The following is a 16,992-nucleotide window of genomic DNA, read 5'->3' on the forward strand; positions in this document are numbered from 1 at the left end:
AGCGTTTGACAGGCTGAGTTTAAGCCCGCGTTAGCGGGCACGTTTAGCCAGTAAACCCCGCAGCAGCAGCGTCAGCGCTTCGGAACTCTGCGCCAGGCGGGCATCACTCTCTTCTCCTTCGGCGATCCAGAATGCGGCTTCGGCCAGACTGCCGTAAATCAGTGATGCCAGCGCCTGCGGATTTGCTTCGGCTATCACGCCCTGGTCAATCAGTTGGCCAATCAGCCGCTGCATGGCATCAACGCAGTGTCGCTGCGATTCCTGCGACTGCCCCCCAAGCACGGAACGGGCATCGCGCAGAACGATGCGCTGATATTCAGGTTCCAGCGCCATGGTCAGATAGGCATTGCAGCGATGGGTAAATCCCTGCCAGCCGTCTTCAGCCGTACTGGAAATCGCCTCCAGCCTTGCATCCATTTCTGCATCAATCTGCTCCACCACCGCTGCCAGCAGTCCCTTTTTATCGCCGAAATGATGATAAAGCGCCCCCCGGGTCAGCCCCGCTTGCCCGGTAAGATCGTCCATCACCGTTTCGGCATAGCCGACCTCACTAAACACCTTCCGTGCCGTTGATATCAGCGCGGCGCGGGTTTCTTCCATCTCTGCGCGGGTACGTCGCACCATAATCCCCTTCCTCTGCTAATGCTAACGAGTTTTGATTGTTTACATACGTTACGTATGAATATATGATTTTTCATACGCCACGTATGTATTATGTCTGCAGCCGTTTTTCGTGGCAAGCGGATGCGTTATGGAGAAGGAAATGATCGCCACTTATCGAGAGTTATTTGCTGCACCGGGCACACGGGCTTTTACCCTCGCCGGAATACTGGCCAGGCTTCCGCTGCCGATGACGGGTATCGGCATCATTATCATGCTTTCACAGTCCGGCGGCAGCTATGCCTTTGCCGGTGCCGTTTCCGCCACCTTCGTCATGACCTGTGCGCTGGTGTCGCCGCAGATTTCCCGGCTGGTGGATCGTCACGGGCAGCGCCGCGTGCTGCCGTTCGTTACGGTCATCAGCACGCTGGGTCTGGTCATGCTTTCATTAAACAGCCTGTGGTGGGATTCGGCGTGGATGATGTTTACCGGTGCACTACTCAGCGGATTTATGCCGTCGATATCGGCGATGGTGCGTGCGCGATGGACGGCGATCTACCGGGGACAGCCGCGACTGCAAACGGCCTATTCACTGGAAACGGTGCTGGATGAAGTCTCTTTCATAGCCGGTCCACCGCTGGCGGTAGCGCTGGGAGTGATGGTGCGGCCCGAGGCCGCTATGCTTCTCGCCACGCTGCTGCTGATCACCGGCGTCGCTGCACTGCTGGCGCAGCGCGGAACCGAACCACCCCGGATCCCGCTTGATGTGACCTCCAGCAACCGCTCCCTTATTCGCCTCCCGGCGATGCGTTTACTGGTGATGTTAATGATGGCGATGGGCGTTATTGTGGGCACCATCGATATCGTCAGCGTGGCTTTCGCCACCGAGCAGGGGCAGCCTGCGCTGGCCAGCATGGTGCTCTCTGCCTATGCACTGGGATCGTGCCTTGCCGGGTTGCTGTTTGGCGCGTTACATCTGCGCGCGCCACTGCATCATCAGCTGGTATTCGGCGGACTGGGGATCGCCTTGTCCACCCTGCCGCTGCTGATGGCGGGCAGCATCCTGTCCCTGACCGCTGCCGTTATGCTCTCCGGACTGTTTTTCGCCCCGACGATGATTGTGGCGATGTCGCTGGCCGAGCGCGCCGCGCCCGAAAACCGGGTCACGGAAGGAATGGCCTGGCTGCTGGCGGGGTTGAATATCGGCGTGGCGCTGGGCGCGGCAGTGGCGGGACAGGTGCTCAATTATGGCTCAGCGCCGCAGGGATTTTACGTAGCGGCGGGGGCAGCAGGCGCGATCCTCGCCGTGGTGCTGTATGGCTTTCGCCATCTGGGTAACACCGCCAGTGGCAGCTAAAAAGAAGTTATTAGCTGTAGGAGGGGCAACCCTCTGGGCTGACAGCAGCGCTTTTGACGATTGTCACGCTGCTGTCGTCTGTTCCCTTCTTTGGCGAACGCAGATCGGCACTCCTGGCCTGTTAGCTATACCGCTTTGCCCCAAACACACACAGGATCACCGCCGTGGCGCAGGCTATCATGCTCCAGGCGATGGATTCGTGCAGCAGAGCGGCGGCCAGCAGCAGGCCGAAAAAGGGCTGCAAAAGCTGGAGCTGGCTGACGCCCGCGATGCCGCCCAGCGCCAGCCCGCGATACCAGAACAGAAAGCCAATCAGCATGCTGAACAGGGAAACGTAGCCCAGGCTTAACCAGCCGGGCTGGCTGATGGCGCTCCAGCTGTGCGGCAGGCTGAACAGGCCGATCACCGCCATCAGCGGCAGGGAGAGCAGCAGCGCCCAGCTGATCACCTGCCAGCCGCCGAGGCGACGCGATAACCCCGCGCCTTCCGCATAGCCGAGTCCGCAGACGATGACCGAAGCCACCATCAGCAGATCGCCGCTCAGCGATCCACCCTGTCCCGTGGCGATAGCAAAACCAGCCACGATGGCGGCACCGAGCAGTGAAAACAGCCAGAAAGCCTTGCGTGGACGCTCGCCCCCGCGTAGCACGCCAAATAATGCGGTGGAGAGCGGCAGCAGGCCGATAAACACCACCGAATGACCGGCGCTGATATGGCGCAGCGCCAGCGCAGTCAGCAGAGGAAAACCGACCACCACGCCCAGCGCGACGATCAGCAGCGGCAGCATGTCGGAGCGCGCCGGGGGGCGCTGGCGAAGCAGCAGCAGCAGCGCGCCGCCCAGCAGCGCGGCGATGGTCGCCCTGGCCGAAGTCAGAAACAGCGGCGAAAAATCATTGACCGCTACGCGGGTGGCCGGAAGTGAACCGCTAAAAATCATCACGCCGATCAGTCCACTCCACCATCCTGCCGTTGTCCGTTCCATAGTGCCTCGTTTCTGTTTTGACTCACAATTTTCAACGATAATAGGCAACGTCAGGAACGATTCGAAGATACAATGCAGTACAATTTCACCAAACTGTATGGGTGATAACTTCCACACAGTGATAATGTCTGCGACGGGGCTGAAGCGCAATGACACGCATTGAAATGCTGATGGATGATATTCGCGGCCGGATTATTTCTGGCGCACTGAGTACCGGGGAACGCCTGCCGTCGGTACGCCAGTATGCGGCACAGATGCAGGTTTCCCCGTCAACGGTGGTGGAAGCCTATGAACGACTGGCGGCAACCGGGATGATCCGCGCACGGCGCGGCGCGGGCTTTTTTGCCACCGGGTCACATTCTTCTCCGCTCAGCCTGGTGGAGAAAAACCCTGATTACCAGCGGGACGTCGACCCGTTCTGGGTTTCTCGACAGTCGCTGGATGCCGATCCTGAAGTTTTAAAACCCGGCTGCGGCTGGCTACCCGCCGAGTGGATGCCTGTTGAGGCGCTGCGTAAGGCGATGCGCCAACTGGCGCGCTCTGATGCCAGCCTGCTGAGTGATTATGGCAGCACACGTGGGGCGACCGAACTGCGCCGCCTGCTGCTGGCCCGGTTCGCCGGTGAAGGGCTGTCGGCCTCGATGCAGCAAATTATGCTGACCGGCTCCGGCACCCAGGCGTTGGATCTCATCTGCCGCTTCCTGCTGCGGCCGGGTGATACCGTGCTGGTGGACGACCCCTGCTACTTTAACTTCCAGGCGCTGCTCCGCGCGCATCAGGTGACGATGGTGGGCGTGCCGTTCACGCCAACCGGGCCGGACGTGGCCGCCTTTGAACAGATACTCAGCAGCGCGCGTCCGCGTCTGTACATTACCAACTCGGCGCTGCATAACCCGACCGGGGCGAGCCTCTCCCCGCAAACCGCCTGGCGGGTGCTCAGCGCCGCGCGTGAACACGACCTGATTATCGTTGAGGATGATATCTTCGCCGAATTCGAGCCGGAACTGTCGTCACGCCTGGCGATCCCTGACGGCCTGGAACGGGTGATCCGCATGGGTAGCTTTTCTAAAACGCTTTCGGCCTCCGTGCGCTGCGGCTACATTGCCTGTCGCCCTGAATGGATTGAGGGTTTAATCGATCTGCAAATTGCCACCAGCTTCGGCGGCCCCAGCCCGATGACCACCGAACTGTTGGCCAGCGTGCTTTCGGGCGGCAGCTACCGCAAACATCTGGACGAGGTCACCCGGCGGCTGACGCGTGCGCGGAAAGCGGCGGCGGAAAAGCTGACGGCGCTGGGGCTGACGCCGTGGATCGTGCCGCGCGGGGGATTTTATCTCTGGTGCCGCCTGCCGGCGGGGCTGGATTCCACCGAGATTGCCCGCCGCTGCCGCGAGCATAACGTGGTGATGGCACCGGGCAACGTGTTCAGCGTGTCGCAGACGGCCGGAGAATTTATGCGGTTTAACGTCGCTCATCTGGGCGATGAGCGCGTATTTAGCGTGTTGAAAGACGTGATGGCGGCGTGTCGAACGGGGCCATAGTACCCCGCGTACGGGTGCGGGGGCGTGGACGGGGTCGCCATTGCTGAATGACGAGCCCCGCTGACGGCCTCGTTTCTTTGCGAGTGAGCCATCCGCCAGCGGGGATACTGGCCGTTAATGCAGGCTTTCTTCCTTCAAATCAATTGCTCTCAGCGCCTGCTGGAAGGTGGTGTCGGTGATGTTGCGCGCGCGCTTGAGCCTGAACAGCTCGGCGCGCTGAGCCACGATCGCCTCGCGCTGCATCTCTTTTTCGATCCGCGCACGCTTCTTCAGTTCCTGACCGACATCGTTCTGGTCGTCACTGTCATTGTAGTGAAGGCGACGCTGGTAGGTCTCCAACAGCAGGTTTCCGGCATCCGCCCGCAGGGCCTCTTCCTCAGGGTCGTCAACGGGCTGGCTGAGCAATTCGTTCAGGCGGGCGATCGCCGCTTCGGTCAGCGCCGCGCTGATTGCCCCCTTGCCTGAATCATGAGGTAAGTCATCCGCCAGATACGAAGTCATGATCGGCAGGCCGACCGCGGCGACGATCAGCGACAGCAGGATCACCGACATTGAGAGGAAAATAAGCAGGTCCCTGCCCGGGAACGGGGAGCCATCGGTCAGCACCACGGGCAGCGTCAGAATACCGGCCAGCGTGATCGAACCTTTCACCCCGGCCAGCGCCATTACGGCGACCGCGCTGAACTGCGGGCGGCTGGTGGTGACTTTACCCTGGCGCTTCTGGCGGAACACCGTCAGCGTAATGGATAGCCATACCCAGCAGAAACGCACGGCACCCAGTGCCAGGGTGATCACTACCGCATACAGCAGCAGATACCAGGGGGAGGAGACGCCCGCCTGGCTGGCGACGTCCGGCAGGGTTTGCAGCATGCGGGGAAGCTGCTCGCCGAGCATCAGGAAGATCATCCCGTTCAGGATGGTCTGCAGCATGTTCCACACGGCGCTGCTTTTCATTCGGGTGGCGGGCAGCCGTGGACCGGAGAGCTGCTCGTAGTGCATGGCAATCCCGGCGGCAACCGCGGCCAGAATCCCCGATACGTGGAAGGTTTCGGCCAGAATGTAGGCAGCAAACGGGATAAGAATACTGATCAGGATCTGTATCGCCGGTTCTTCGCGCGTGCGGCGGATCAGGAAGTTATTGCACTTGCCGGTTGCCCAGACCACCACCAGCCCGCTGAAGATACCGCCGATGGCCATCACGGCAAAACGCGTGACCGCATCGCTGGCTGAAAAGCTGCCGGTCAGCACCGCCGCAACGGCAAAGTTAAACGCTACCAGACCGGATGCATCGTTGAGCAGCGACTCGCCTTCAAGAATATGGCCCATACGGGAAGGCAGCGGCGAGCTGGCGGTCATCGCCGAGACGGCAACCGGGTCCGTCGGCGACAGGATCGCCGCCAGCGCAAAGCCGGCCGCCACGGTAATCGCCGGGATCAGCCAGTGAATGAATAAACCCATGCCGATGATGGTGACCAGCACCAGCCCGATGGCCAGTGACAGAATGGGTTTTAGATCGCTGAAAAAGGCATCTTTCGGGATGCGCCAGCCGTCAAGAAACAGCAAAGGAGGAATAAACAGCAGCAGAAAGATATGGGGATCAAAATCGACCTGAAAACCGCCCGCTGCCAGGGCTGCACCCGCCGCAATCTGGATCAGCGGCAGGGGGATTTTAGCGGACAGTAAATGGGATATAAAAACGGTAACAACAATGGCCATTATAAAAACTAATACAATGGTGATCAGCGACATTCGCAACCTCCCCTTTTGGTAAAAATGGCATAACACATACAGACCTTCTCCCTGGTTAACTCAAACAATAAATGGAAAACAATCGGTCATTATGGCCGTCAGTCAGGGAGGGATGATACAGGAAATATCTGATGGCGAGGGGATTAAGATTTTAACTGCGCATCGTTATCAGATATTTATCTTTCACAGTTTCCTGCCGCGCGGTTAATAATCCTCATAACTTAATTGCCCCGGTGGTGGAACTCATGACTGAACGTATTCGTTTAGCAAAAGTGGAAGAAGCAGAATTACTGCATGGACTATTACAGCGCGCCTACGCGCCGCTTATTCCGCAGGGGATCCACTTCACCATTACCCGCTCCACCGTCGAGGACGTTCGCGCGGTGATCGCCAGCGAATCGACCTTCGTACTGGAAAATGACGGCCGCCTGGTGGCCACGCTGACGGTGCGTTTCCCGTGGGCCGCCGACAGCAAGCAGGTGTCGCCGTGGCCCTTCCTGCACTGGTTTGCCGTCGATCCTGTGTTCAAAGGCCAGGGTTTCGGCAGCCGGATTATTCGCTACGTTGAGGAAAGCTTCCTGCGCGATACGCTGAAATCCCCGGCGGTGTATCTGGCGACGGCCATTAAACATCCGTGGCTGTCACAGCTCTATTTACGCCGGGGTTACCAGCCGTTTCATCGCGCGGTGAATCCGCTGGGCGTTGAACTGGTTTATTTAACCCGTGTCCTCGATCAGCAGCGCTATCAGCAGGCAAAAATTAAAGAATACGTGCACGATTTTATTGAAAACTCACTGACGGCTTAGTCGCCTTTATTACCTTTCTGGGAAAACTATGCGCTTAAATAATAAAGTGGCCATGATGGCTACGGTATCGCTGTTGGCTTTATCCGTCTCATCGGCATTTGCCGCCGCCGAACCACGCACGGGCGGCACCCTGACCTGGGGCGTGGAAACCGAACCTAAACCGTTAAACCCGCAGTTGAACGGCCAGTCGAAAGCCGAGCTGATCCTGCGCGTGGCCTATGAATCGCTGCTGGCGCGTAAGGCCGACGGCAGCTTCGTTCCGTGGCTGGCGGAAAGCTACCGCGTGGAGCAGGACGGCAAGCGGATTATCTTTACCCTGCGCCCGGACGTGAAGTTCTCCGACGGCGCGAAGCTGAATGCGGAGGCGGTGGCGCAGAACTTCCGTCAGATCCAGGATCCGGCCTACTGCGCGGGGTCCAGCCTTTGCGCCCTGAGCCGCCATATCGACAGCATTGAAACCCCGGACGAGCGTACCGTGGTGCTGAATCTGAAGGCGGTTTACTCACCGTTCCTGGCCTTCGCCGCCGGTCTGAAACTGATTTCACCGAAATCCTGGCAGTCGCCGGACCTGAAAGCGGGCGGTGCCTCCGTGGCCGGAACCGGGCCGTTTATCCTGCAGCGCTATGAAAAAGGCCAGCAGATCGTCTTTGTGAAAAACCCGGAATACAACTGGGCACCGGCGAATGCCGCGCATCAGGGCCCTGCGTATCTGGACGGCGTGACCTATCGCTTCCTGCCGGAGTCTTCGGTGCGCGTGGGCGCCCTGCTCTCCGGACAGGTTGACGCGATTGAGGGCGTTTCCGGTAACGATGCCGGTGAATTTAAAAACAATCCGGACTTCACCTATCAGCACGCGCTGAATACCGGCACGCCTTATTCGCTGTTCCTGAACGTGGAATACGGCCCAACGCAGGAACTCAAGGTGCGCCAGGCGCTGTTGCAGGGGCTGGACGTGGCGCCGATCCTGCAATCCATCTATCGCGGCGAGCGCACCCGCGCCTGGGGCATCACTTCCCCGGTCGATCCGCTGTACACCAACGGCGTCGAAGGCAAATACGGTAATAACCCGGATCTGGGCAATAAGTTGCTGGATGAAGCGGGCTGGACCGCGCGTGATGCCGACGGCTTCCGCACTAAGGACGGTCAGCGCCTGAGCATTGAAATCATCCAGGCGCAGGCGACGGTGCGCGACCAGCGCGATGTGCTGCTGCAGGCGATTCAGGCGCAGGCTCGTCAGCGTTTGGGCGTGGAGCTGAAGCTCCGCTATGTCGATTCCGGCACCTATACCGAGCTGCGCAACAGCGGCCAGTTCGGCTCAATCGCCAACTCTAATACCGAAACCGACGGCATCGATATCGAAAACCACTACCTGCCGGTGAATGCCGGTGGTGCGATCAACTACAGCCGTACCTCCGACCCGGCGATCCTGCCGCTGCTGAAAGGCGCTTCAGCGACCGCCGATGTGCCGGCCCGTCGTGGCTTCTACGCGCAGCTACAGCAGCTGGCGATTATCGACCGCGCGGTGGCGATCCCGCTGTACGAACCGGAAGACCAGATTGCCGCCGCCAGCTACGTCAACGGTATCGGTTTCCGTCCCTTTAAACAGATGCCGGAAAACGCCTACAGCGTCTGGCTGAGCGAACATTAACAGGTGAGCCATGAGTAGCGAAACCACCCCCCTGATCAAAAGCGCCGGGCAACCGCGACAGAAACCGTCTTCCTCGCTGCCGTGGCGCATTGCGGGACGTATCGGCGGCGGCGCAATGGTGCTGTGGGCGGCGGTCAGCCTGTCGTTTATCGCCGTCTGGCTGGCCCCGGGCGATATCGTCAGCCTGCTGGTCGGTGAACAGGTACGTACCCCGGAAATCGAGGCGGCTATCCGCGCGGAATGGGGGCTGGATCGCCCGCTGTGGCAGCAGTATCTCAACTATCTGTGGCGCATCGTTCACGGTGATTTTGGCCGCTCTTATATGCTGAACGTTGACGTTGGCCAGCTGGTGTTTTCGCAGCTGCTGCCGACGCTGAAGCTGGCCGGGGCGGCACTGCTGGTCAGCGTGGTGTTTGCGGTGCTGGTTGCCGTGTCCACCGCGCACCGCCGCTGGGGGCGCAATTTCGCCAGCGGTCTGGAGCTGCTGCTGGCCTCCACCCCGTCTTTCTGGCTGGGCATCGTGCTGCTGTTCGTTTTCAGCTTCACGCTTCGCTGGTTCCCGGTGGCGGGCGATCGTAACTTCGCCGCGCTGGTGCTGCCGTCGCTGTCGCTGGGGCTGGCGCAGGGCGCGGTGGTGTCGCAGGTGCTGCGTCGCGGGCTGGAGGATGCGCTGGATCAGCCGTTTTCCCTGACGCTGCGGGCCTGGGGGATCCACGGAGTGATAGTGCGTCTGCGCCACGCGCTGCGCCATGCCGCACTGCCGGCGGTGACGCTGACCGGCTGGCTGGTCGGCGGCCTGCTGAGCGGCGCGGTGATCACCGAGCAGGTGTTCAGCCGCCCCGGGCTGGGTAAAGTCACCGTTGATGCGGTGCTGGCAAAAGATATGCCGGTGGTGCTGGCGGTGGCGATCCTCTCCGCGCTGGTTTACGTGGTGATGAGCACGCTGGTCGATATCCTCGGCCTGCTGATTGACCCGCGCCTGCGCAGCCAGGCAGAAAAGGAGTAAGCCATGTCCACGATGTTACTGACCCTGCGCCTGCCGCGCCGCATTCGGTTTGCCCTGCTGCTGTCCTTTGTTTTTCTTGCCGTGCTGGCGCTGGCCGCCGCGTTCCCAGGCTGGCTGGCACCGGGGGATCCGCTGCTGGCCGATCCGCTGAATGCCATGCAGCCGCCGTCGTGGCAGCACTGGCTGGGGACCGACCAGCTGGGGCGCGACCTGCTCAGCCGGGTGATTTACGGCAGCCGCTACTCCCTGCTGATCTCGGTGGCGGCTATCGGGCTGGCCGTGGTTGTCGGCACCGCACTGGGCCTGCTGGCCGGGCTGGCGCGCGGCGTGGTCGATGAGGTGATTGGCCGCACGGTGGATGTGATTTCCGCCTTCCCCGATCTGCTGCTGGCGCTGATGCTGATCGCCTTTACCGGCCCCGGCACCACCAATCTGATTATTGCCCTGGGCGTGGCGTCGGTGCCGCGCTTTGCCCGCGTGGTCCGGGCGCAGACCTTTCTGATTGCGCAGTCCGGCTACGTTGAGCAGGCGCTAACGTTTGGCCAGCCGTGGCCTGTGCTGGTGTGGCGGCACGTGCTGCCGCACGCCATCGCTCAGGTTCCGGCGCTGGCGACGCTCGGCCTCGGCACCGCGATTATCGGCACGGCGGGGCTGAGCTTCCTCGGCATGGGGCCGCAGCCGCCGACGGCGGAATGGGGACTGATGCTGGCCGAAGGACGCAACTATCTGCGTAACGCGTGGTGGACCGGCGTCTGGCCCGGTGTGGCGATTACCCTGACGGTGGTGGCGGTGAGCGTGATTGGCCGCCACTGGCAGGCACGATTTGAAGGAAAACAGCTATGACCGCGATTGTTGATATTCACAACCTCTCGATTCGTTTCGGCCCGCAGGCGGTGGTGGACGGGCTTAACCTGACCATTCAGCCCGGCGAGTCCGTCGCGCTGGTTGGTGAGTCGGGGTCGGGGAAAACCGTCACCGCCCGCGCGCTGCTGGGGCTTCAGGCCAAAGGCGCGGCGATCGATGCCGATCGTTTCACCATTCAGGGGCAGCCCGCGCTGGGCAACGGCGAGCGCGACTGGCGGCAGGTGCGCGGCCGCCAGATTGGCTACGTGTTGCAGGATGCGCTGGTGTCGCTGGATCCCCTGCGTACGGTGGGCCAGCAGCTGGCCGACGCGCTGAGGGCCAGCCAGCAGGTTGCGGTGAAAGATATTGCTGCGCGCAGTCTGCAGCTGCTGCATGAGGCCGGAATGGCCGATGCGGAGCAGCGGCTGGCGGTGTATCCGCATCAGCTTTCCGGCGGGCTGCGCCAGCGGGTGCTGATCGCCTGTGCGCTGGCCGGGCAGCCCGCGCTACTGATTGCCGATGAACCGACCACCGCGCTGGATATGACGGTACAAAAACAGATCCTGACGCTGCTCCGGCGGCGGCGGGAAAACGGCCAGGCATTACTGCTGATCAGCCACGATCTGGCGGTGGTGGCCGAGCTGGCCGATCGCGTGCTGGTGATGCGTGACGGCAAGGTGGTGGAAAGCGGGGAAACCCGCCAGGTCCTCACTGCCCCGCAGCATCCGTGGACCCGCCGCCTGCTGCGCGCTATTCCAACGCCGCAGACGCGCGGCTTCCGGCTGGCCAGCGAACGGCTACAGGCGCTGCCTCCCCGCCCGATAGTAGGCGGCGAGCCACTAGTCAGCGTCAACAACGTACATAAATATTACGGCGATCGCCACGTGGTGAATAACGTTTCTTTCCAGCTGCACGCCGGTGAAACGCTGGGCGTGGTGGGCGAATCCGGCTCGGGAAAAAGCTCGCTGGCCCGGCTGCTGCTGGGACTGAGTGAACCGCAGCGCGGCAGCATTGAGATTGCCGGTGAGCGCTGGAGCCAGCAGCCGGAAGCCCTGCGCCGCAGCCGTCGCGCCGGACTTCAACTGATTGCCCAGGATCCGCTCAGCTCCTTCGACCCGCGCTACAACGTGGAACGACTGATTGGCGAGAGTCTGGATACCGCCGGGATCTTCGGTTCGGCGCGCCGTCAACGGGTGCTGCAGCTGCTGGATGAGGTCAGCCTCAGCCGTGAATTACTGCATCGCTACCCGCGTGAACTGTCCGGCGGGCAGCGCCAGCGCGTGGCGATTGCCCGGGCCTTTGCGCCGAACCCCGCGCTGCTGGTTGCCGATGAGCCGGTCAGCGCGCTGGATGTTTCGGTGCAAGCGCAGATCCTCGATCTGCTGGCCGATATGCAGACGGAACACCGCACCGCCCTGCTGTTTATCTCCCACGATCTGGGGGTGATTCACCATCTGGCCGACCGGGTGCTGGTGATGAGAGAGGGGCGGATTGTCGAAAGCGGGGATGTGGAGCAGGTGTTTAACCATCCCGCTCACCCCTGGACGCAAAAATTACTTGATGCGCTGCCGGCGATGCCCGGCCGCGCGGCCTGAAATAAAGGAGCACTATCATGAGTCAGACCCAATCCCAGCTGCGTCTGGGGGCGATTATTCAGGGACCATCCGGCAATATGTCCGCGTGGCGTCATCCCGACGCGCAGAGCGATGCCAGTATTAATGTTGAATTTGTGCAGAAGCTGGCAAAACAGGCGGAGCAGGCAAAGTTTGATTTCCTGTTTGTTGCCGACGGGCTGTATATCAACGCCCAGTCAATTCCGCACTTTCTTAACCGCTTCGAGCCGATCACCCTGCTCTCCGCGCTGTCGCTGGTTACCCAGAAAATCGGCCTGGTCGCCACGCTGTCCACCTCCTACAGCGAGCCCTTTACCGTGGCGCGGCAGTTCGCCAGCCTCGATCAGTTGAGCGGTGGTCGGGTGGGCTGGAACGTGGTGACCTCACCGCTGGAAGGATCGGCAAAGAACTTCTCCCGCGACCGTCATCCTGAACACGACGAGCGCTACCGCATTGCCAGCGAGTATCTGCAGGTGGCGAAGGGGCTGTGGGATTCGTGGGAGGCGGATGCCTTTGTACGCAACAAGCAGACGGGCGAATTCTTCGATACCAGCAAGCTGCACACGCTGAACCACAAGGGCCACTACTTCTCCGTGCAGGGGCCGCTGAACGTCGGCCGCTCGCCGCAGGGCCGCCCGGTGATTTTCCAGGCCGGGGCGTCGGAAGCCGGTAAGGCGTTTGCCGCCGAAACGGCCGACGGCATCTACACCCGCCAGGAAACGCCGGAGCTGGCGCGGGCGTTCCGTGAAGACGTGCGCCGCCAGCTGGTTGCCCGCGGCCGCAGCGCTGATGATATTCGCGTGTTCCAGGGTATTAGCGTGATTATCGGCGAGGATGAGGCGCAGGCCGAGGAGCGCTACCAGCAAACCGCCCAGCTGGTGACGGTGGAAAAAGCGCTGGAGTACCTGGGCCGCTACTTTGAGCACTACGATTTCAGCCAGCACCCGCTGGATGAACCGTTCCCGGATATTGGCGATCTCGGCCAGAACAGCTTCCGCAGCACCACCGACACCATCAAGCGTGATGCCCTTGAGCGCGGTTTAACACTGCGCCAGACGGCGCTGGAGGCGGCTACGCCAAGACCGGGCTTCTTCGGCACCGCGGAACAGGTTGCCGACGGGCTGGAGCACTGGTTCCGTTCCGGTGCGGCGGACGGCTTTATCGTGCGCGGCGGCACGCCGACAGCCTTTGATGATTTTGTTGAGCAGGTGATCCCGATCCTGCAGCAGCGCGGACTGTATCGCACCGAGTACGAGGGCAACACGCTGCGTGAAAACCTCGGGCTGAGCGAGCCGGAAAATCAGTTTGCTGTGCAGGAACAGCAGGCGCTCAGCGCCTGATCTGACACCTTCTTCCCCGTTGCCCGGCAGATCGCTTCGCCGGGCAAGACAGGCAAGCATTAACACCGGAATACAGTAATCGTCTGTATCAAGGCTGCTGCCGACGTTATCCCACCGCGTCGAATATCGACCGACGGCTCCTTTAGTTCCGTTCAATCATCCTCCTCCTTCTGTCATTCGTTCAAAAATCACTCAACCATAGCCTGTTTATTTGGCATCCCCATCCCCCGTGTTGCACTGATGTGATGCAATTGTCATCCGTGTTGCACTGCAGAATTTTCTCCCGGTTTAATAGCGTAAAAATCCCGCCACAAAAACAATCTCTGTAACGCAATGATTTATAGCAATAAAAAATAACCCCACAAAGATGGCATGCATCGTGCTTTGTTAGTTTTGTGTCAGCAATGAGCTGAATGACAGCGAACTAACACGGAAACCCGATGAGCGCGAATAACAAACTCTTCACCCTTATTGAAGCCGCCTGGAGCAGCCAGACGCCGAGCGAAAAGCGCATCAGCTCCTGGCTGTTAAGCAACCGGGAACAGATTCCGTTTGAGACGGCCGACGGCATCGCCCAGGCCACCGGCACCAGCGGCATCACGGTGGGGCGCTATCTGCGCAAAATGGGATTCCGCAATCTGGAGGATGTGAAAAGCCAGCTGCGTGAAACGCCAAGCCAGGCCTATAAACACTGGGGAGTGATCGACCGTCTGGACTCCTGGGAGCAGCAGCAGGCCCTGCCCGACCGGGTGAATCAGTCACTGCATATGGAGCTGGAAGCCATTCGCTACGTCTATCAGCTGGCGCAGACCGACACCTTTATGGCGGTCAGCAAACAGATTGCGCAGGCCGATGCCGTGGTGATCCTGGGTATCCAGTCGACGCGAGGCATCGCCAATACCTTTTTCAGCCACCTCGAGTATTTGCGCCCGCGCGTCAGCTATGCCGAAGGCAGTTCGGGCAGCTGGCTTGAATCACTCAACTCCGAATATGAAAAGCCATACGTGGTGCTGACCGATACCCGCGCCTACTCCACCGTGGCGCGGCAGTTCTGCCGGGTGGCCGCCGAACGCGGCGTGGCCATGGCGCTGGTCACCGACATGTGGTGCCCGTGGGCGCGGGATTATCAGGCCGATGTGCTGCAGGTGAAAACCGATACCGGCAGCTTCTGGGACTCGCTCGCTCCGGTGAGCTGCCTTTATAACCTTCTCCTTTCTGCCGTAGTGGAACAGCTTGGGCCAACACTGTCGGCTCGTCTGGCCCAGAACCGCCTGCTACAGCAGGAATTTGGTCAGTTTGAACGTTAAAAGCAGGGATAAAAGCATGATTCTGGAAACGCAACTTATCGATATTGCTGATCAGTTTCCTCAGTTGAAGTTCGATATGAAATATGCCACGGCCGACAACATCACCGGCCAGCAGATTTACAGCACCGCGCTGTGCCTGCTGCACGTTGATGCGGTTAAGGCGCTGGAAAAGAGTATTGAAATCGCCCGCCTGGCGGGTTTCACCCTGCTGGTGCTGGACGCCTATCGCCCGCAGAAAGCCCAGGAGCTGCTGTGGCGCGCCTGTCCCAACCAGGATTACGTGGTGCCGCTGAGCCAGGGTTCCAACCACAGCCGGGGGACGGCGATTGACGTCACCCTGCTGGATGCCGATGGCCACGCGCTGGATATGGGTACCGGGTTTGATGAAATGGATGAATTATCCCACCCCTACCATCCCGCACTGGCGCAGGCTGCCCAACGCAACCGACTGCTGCTTAACGCGGTGATGTTCGGCGGGGGCTTTACCGGTATTGCGACCGAATGGTGGCACTTTGAATTGCCGCAGGCGTCGGTTTATCCGCTTATTGATGATGTTTTCTCCTGTATTTCACCCGCACCGATTGACGGAGTCTTACCATGAACAAGACATACACTGCATCAGGCTATTTTCGTCCACTTTTACTCGCCGCTCTGGTTGCCGTTTCCGCGCAGGCGTTGTCAGCCGTGCCGAAGGACATGCTGGTGATCGGCAAAGCGGCCGACCCGCAAACGCTGGATCCGGCGGTGACCATTGATAATAACGACTGGACCGTGACCTACCCGGCCTATCAGCGCCTGGTGAAGTACAAAACCGAAAACGGCAAAGGCTCGACCGACGTGGAGGGCGACCTGGCCGCCAGCTGGAAAAGCTCCGATGACGGGAAGGTGTGGACCTTTACGCTGAATAAGGGTGCTCAGTTCGCTGACGGCAGCGAAGTCACCGCCGAGGCGGTGAAGCTCTCCTTTGAACGACTGATGCGTATTAAACAGGGGCCGTCCGAAGCGTTCCCGGCGGACTTGAAAGTGGAAGCGGTCGATGCGCAAACCGTACGCTTTACCCTCAACGATCAGTTTGCTCCGTTCCTGTATACGCTGGCTAATGACGGCGCATCAATTATCAACCCGGCGGTGCTCAAAGCGAATGCGGGCGATGATGCCCGGGCTTATCTGGCCGAGCACACCGCCGGTTCCGGTGCCTACATGCTGCAGCGCTGGCAGAAAGGGCAGCAGCTGGTCATGGTGCCGAACCCGCATTTTGCCGGCGATAAACCCGCCTTTAAGCGCGTTTCGGTGAAAATCATCAGCGAAAGCGCCGCGCGTCGCCTGCAATTGGAGAAAGGCGATGTGGATATTGCCGACTCGCTGCCGGTAGATCAGTTCGCCGCGCTGAAAAAACAGGGCGAGGTGGCAGTTTATGATTATCCGGCGCTGCGGGTCACCTATCTGTATCTGAACAATGCCAAAGCGCCGTTAAGTCAGCCGGATCTGCGCCGTGCGGTATCGTGGGCGACCGACTATAAAGGCATGGTTGACGGCATTCTCGGCGGTAACGGCAAGCAGATGCGCGGGCCGGTACCGGAAGGGATGTGGAGCTATGACGCCTCCGCCATGCAGTATTCGCTGGACTTAAGCAAAGCGAAAGAGGCGTTTGGCAAGGTGGCGGATAAACCGAAAACGCTGTCGTTCCTCTATTCCGATAACGATCCGAACTGGGAGCCGATTGCCCTGTCAATGCAGGCTAATCTGCAATCGCTGGGTATTAACGTCAAGCTGGAAAAACTGGCTAACGCCACCATGCGCGAGCGCATTGGTAAGGGCGATTATGACATTGCCATCGGTAACTGGAGCCCGGATTTCGCCGACCCGTATATGTTTATGAACTACTGGTTTGAATCGAACAAAAAAGGGCTGCCCGGCAACCGTTCTTATTACGCCAATCCGCAGGTTGATACGCTGCTGAAGCAGGCGGTGTCGACCTCTGATCAGGCGCAGCGCACCCAGTTCTATCAGGCCGCGCAGAAAGTGGTGATTGATGAAGCCGCCTACGTTTATTTATTCCAGAAGAATTACCAGGTGGCGATGAATAAAAACGTTAAGGGCTACGTGTTTAATCCAATGCTGGAACAGATCTTCAATATTTCCGAGATGAGTAAGTAAGTCGTTCCTTCATCCTTATTCCGCAGGATCGGTTTCGATCCTG

The 16,992-nt window shown here is 60.2% G+C and carries 14 protein-coding genes; 11 read left to right on the plus strand and 3 right to left on the minus strand.

The features are described 5' to 3' along the window. Positions 1-30: 30 nt before the first annotated feature. Positions 31-624, minus strand: coding sequence for a TetR/AcrR family transcriptional regulator (locus EC836_RS12880; RefSeq protein ID WP_123333663.1), 594 nt, complete (start codon positions 622-624; stop codon positions 31-33). Between the two features lie 139 nt (positions 625-763). Between EC836_RS12880 and EC836_RS12885 the strand changes: the two genes are divergently transcribed. Further along, positions 764-1,957 (plus strand): MFS transporter, encoded by a 1,194-nt coding sequence (locus tag EC836_RS12885; protein WP_123333665.1) that lies wholly within the window; start codon positions 764-766, stop codon positions 1,955-1,957. 121 nt (positions 1,958-2,078) lie between these two features. Here the strand turns inward: EC836_RS12885 and EC836_RS12890 are convergent, their stop codons facing one another. Then, positions 2,079-2,939 carry a DMT family transporter gene (locus EC836_RS12890; protein WP_123333667.1) on the minus strand — a complete coding sequence of 287 codons (861 nt, stop codon included), beginning with the start codon at positions 2,937-2,939 and terminating at the stop codon, positions 2,079-2,081. 149 nt (positions 2,940-3,088) lie between these two features. On the opposite strand from EC836_RS12890, the gene EC836_RS12895 reads away from it, so the two are divergent. Continuing rightward, on the plus strand, positions 3,089-4,480 hold the full coding sequence (locus EC836_RS12895) for a PLP-dependent aminotransferase family protein (RefSeq protein ID WP_199735147.1): 1,392 nt from the start codon (positions 3,089-3,091) through the stop codon (positions 4,478-4,480). Between the two features lie 114 nt (positions 4,481-4,594). Here the strand turns inward: EC836_RS12895 and EC836_RS12900 are convergent, their stop codons facing one another. Further along, positions 4,595-6,229, minus strand: coding sequence for a Na+/H+ antiporter (locus tag EC836_RS12900; protein WP_123333669.1), 1,635 nt, complete (start codon positions 6,227-6,229; stop codon positions 4,595-4,597). A 245-nt stretch (positions 6,230-6,474) separates the two neighbouring features. Here EC836_RS12900 and EC836_RS12905 point away from each other — a divergent pair, with 245 nt between their 5' ends. The 9 genes from EC836_RS12905 (at position 6,475) to EC836_RS12945 (ending at position 16,949) form a co-directional block, all read left to right on the plus strand. Beyond that, positions 6,475-7,035 (plus strand): GNAT family N-acetyltransferase, encoded by a 561-nt coding sequence (locus EC836_RS12905; RefSeq protein WP_123333671.1) that lies wholly within the window; start codon positions 6,475-6,477, stop codon positions 7,033-7,035. Positions 7,036-7,087: 52 nt separating this feature from the next. Further along, positions 7,088-8,683: an ABC transporter substrate-binding protein gene (locus tag EC836_RS12910; protein ID WP_370347749.1), complete on the plus strand. Its 1,596-nt coding sequence runs from the start codon at positions 7,088-7,090 to the stop codon at positions 8,681-8,683. Between the two features lie 10 nt (positions 8,684-8,693). Beyond that, entirely contained in the window at positions 8,694-9,689 is a 996-nt protein-coding gene (locus EC836_RS12915; RefSeq protein ID WP_123333675.1) for an ABC transporter permease, read from the plus strand. Between the two features lie 3 nt (positions 9,690-9,692). Continuing rightward, positions 9,693-10,532, plus strand: a complete 840-nt coding sequence (locus tag EC836_RS12920) for an ABC transporter permease (RefSeq protein ID WP_233599307.1) — start codon at positions 9,693-9,695, stop codon at positions 10,530-10,532. Then, complete coding sequence (locus EC836_RS12925) at positions 10,529-12,127, plus strand: ABC transporter ATP-binding protein (protein ID WP_123333677.1); 1,599 nt, start codon at positions 10,529-10,531, stop codon at positions 12,125-12,127. Before EC836_RS12920 ends, EC836_RS12925 begins: the two co-directional genes overlap by 4 nt. Positions 12,128-12,144: 17 nt before the next feature. Continuing rightward, positions 12,145-13,485, plus strand: coding sequence for an LLM class flavin-dependent oxidoreductase (locus EC836_RS12930; protein WP_123333679.1), 1,341 nt, complete (start codon positions 12,145-12,147; stop codon positions 13,483-13,485). Between the two features lie 440 nt (positions 13,486-13,925). After that, positions 13,926-14,792, plus strand: coding sequence for a MurR/RpiR family transcriptional regulator (locus EC836_RS12935; protein ID WP_123333681.1), 867 nt, complete (start codon positions 13,926-13,928; stop codon positions 14,790-14,792). A 16-nt stretch (positions 14,793-14,808) separates the two neighbouring features. Next, a complete protein-coding gene (gene ddpX / locus EC836_RS12940) occupies positions 14,809-15,393 on the plus strand; it encodes a D-alanyl-D-alanine dipeptidase (protein ID WP_123333683.1) in 585 nt (194 codons plus the stop codon). Then, a complete protein-coding gene (locus EC836_RS12945; protein WP_123333685.1) occupies positions 15,390-16,949 on the plus strand; it encodes an ABC transporter substrate-binding protein in 1,560 nt (519 codons plus the stop codon). The genes ddpX and EC836_RS12945 overlap by 4 nt, the downstream gene beginning before the upstream one ends. Positions 16,950-16,992 lie beyond the last annotated feature (43 nt).

The organism is Erwinia sp. JUb26, assembly GCF_003751505.1.
Taxonomy (GTDB): domain Bacteria; phylum Pseudomonadota; class Gammaproteobacteria; order Enterobacterales; family Enterobacteriaceae; genus Erwinia.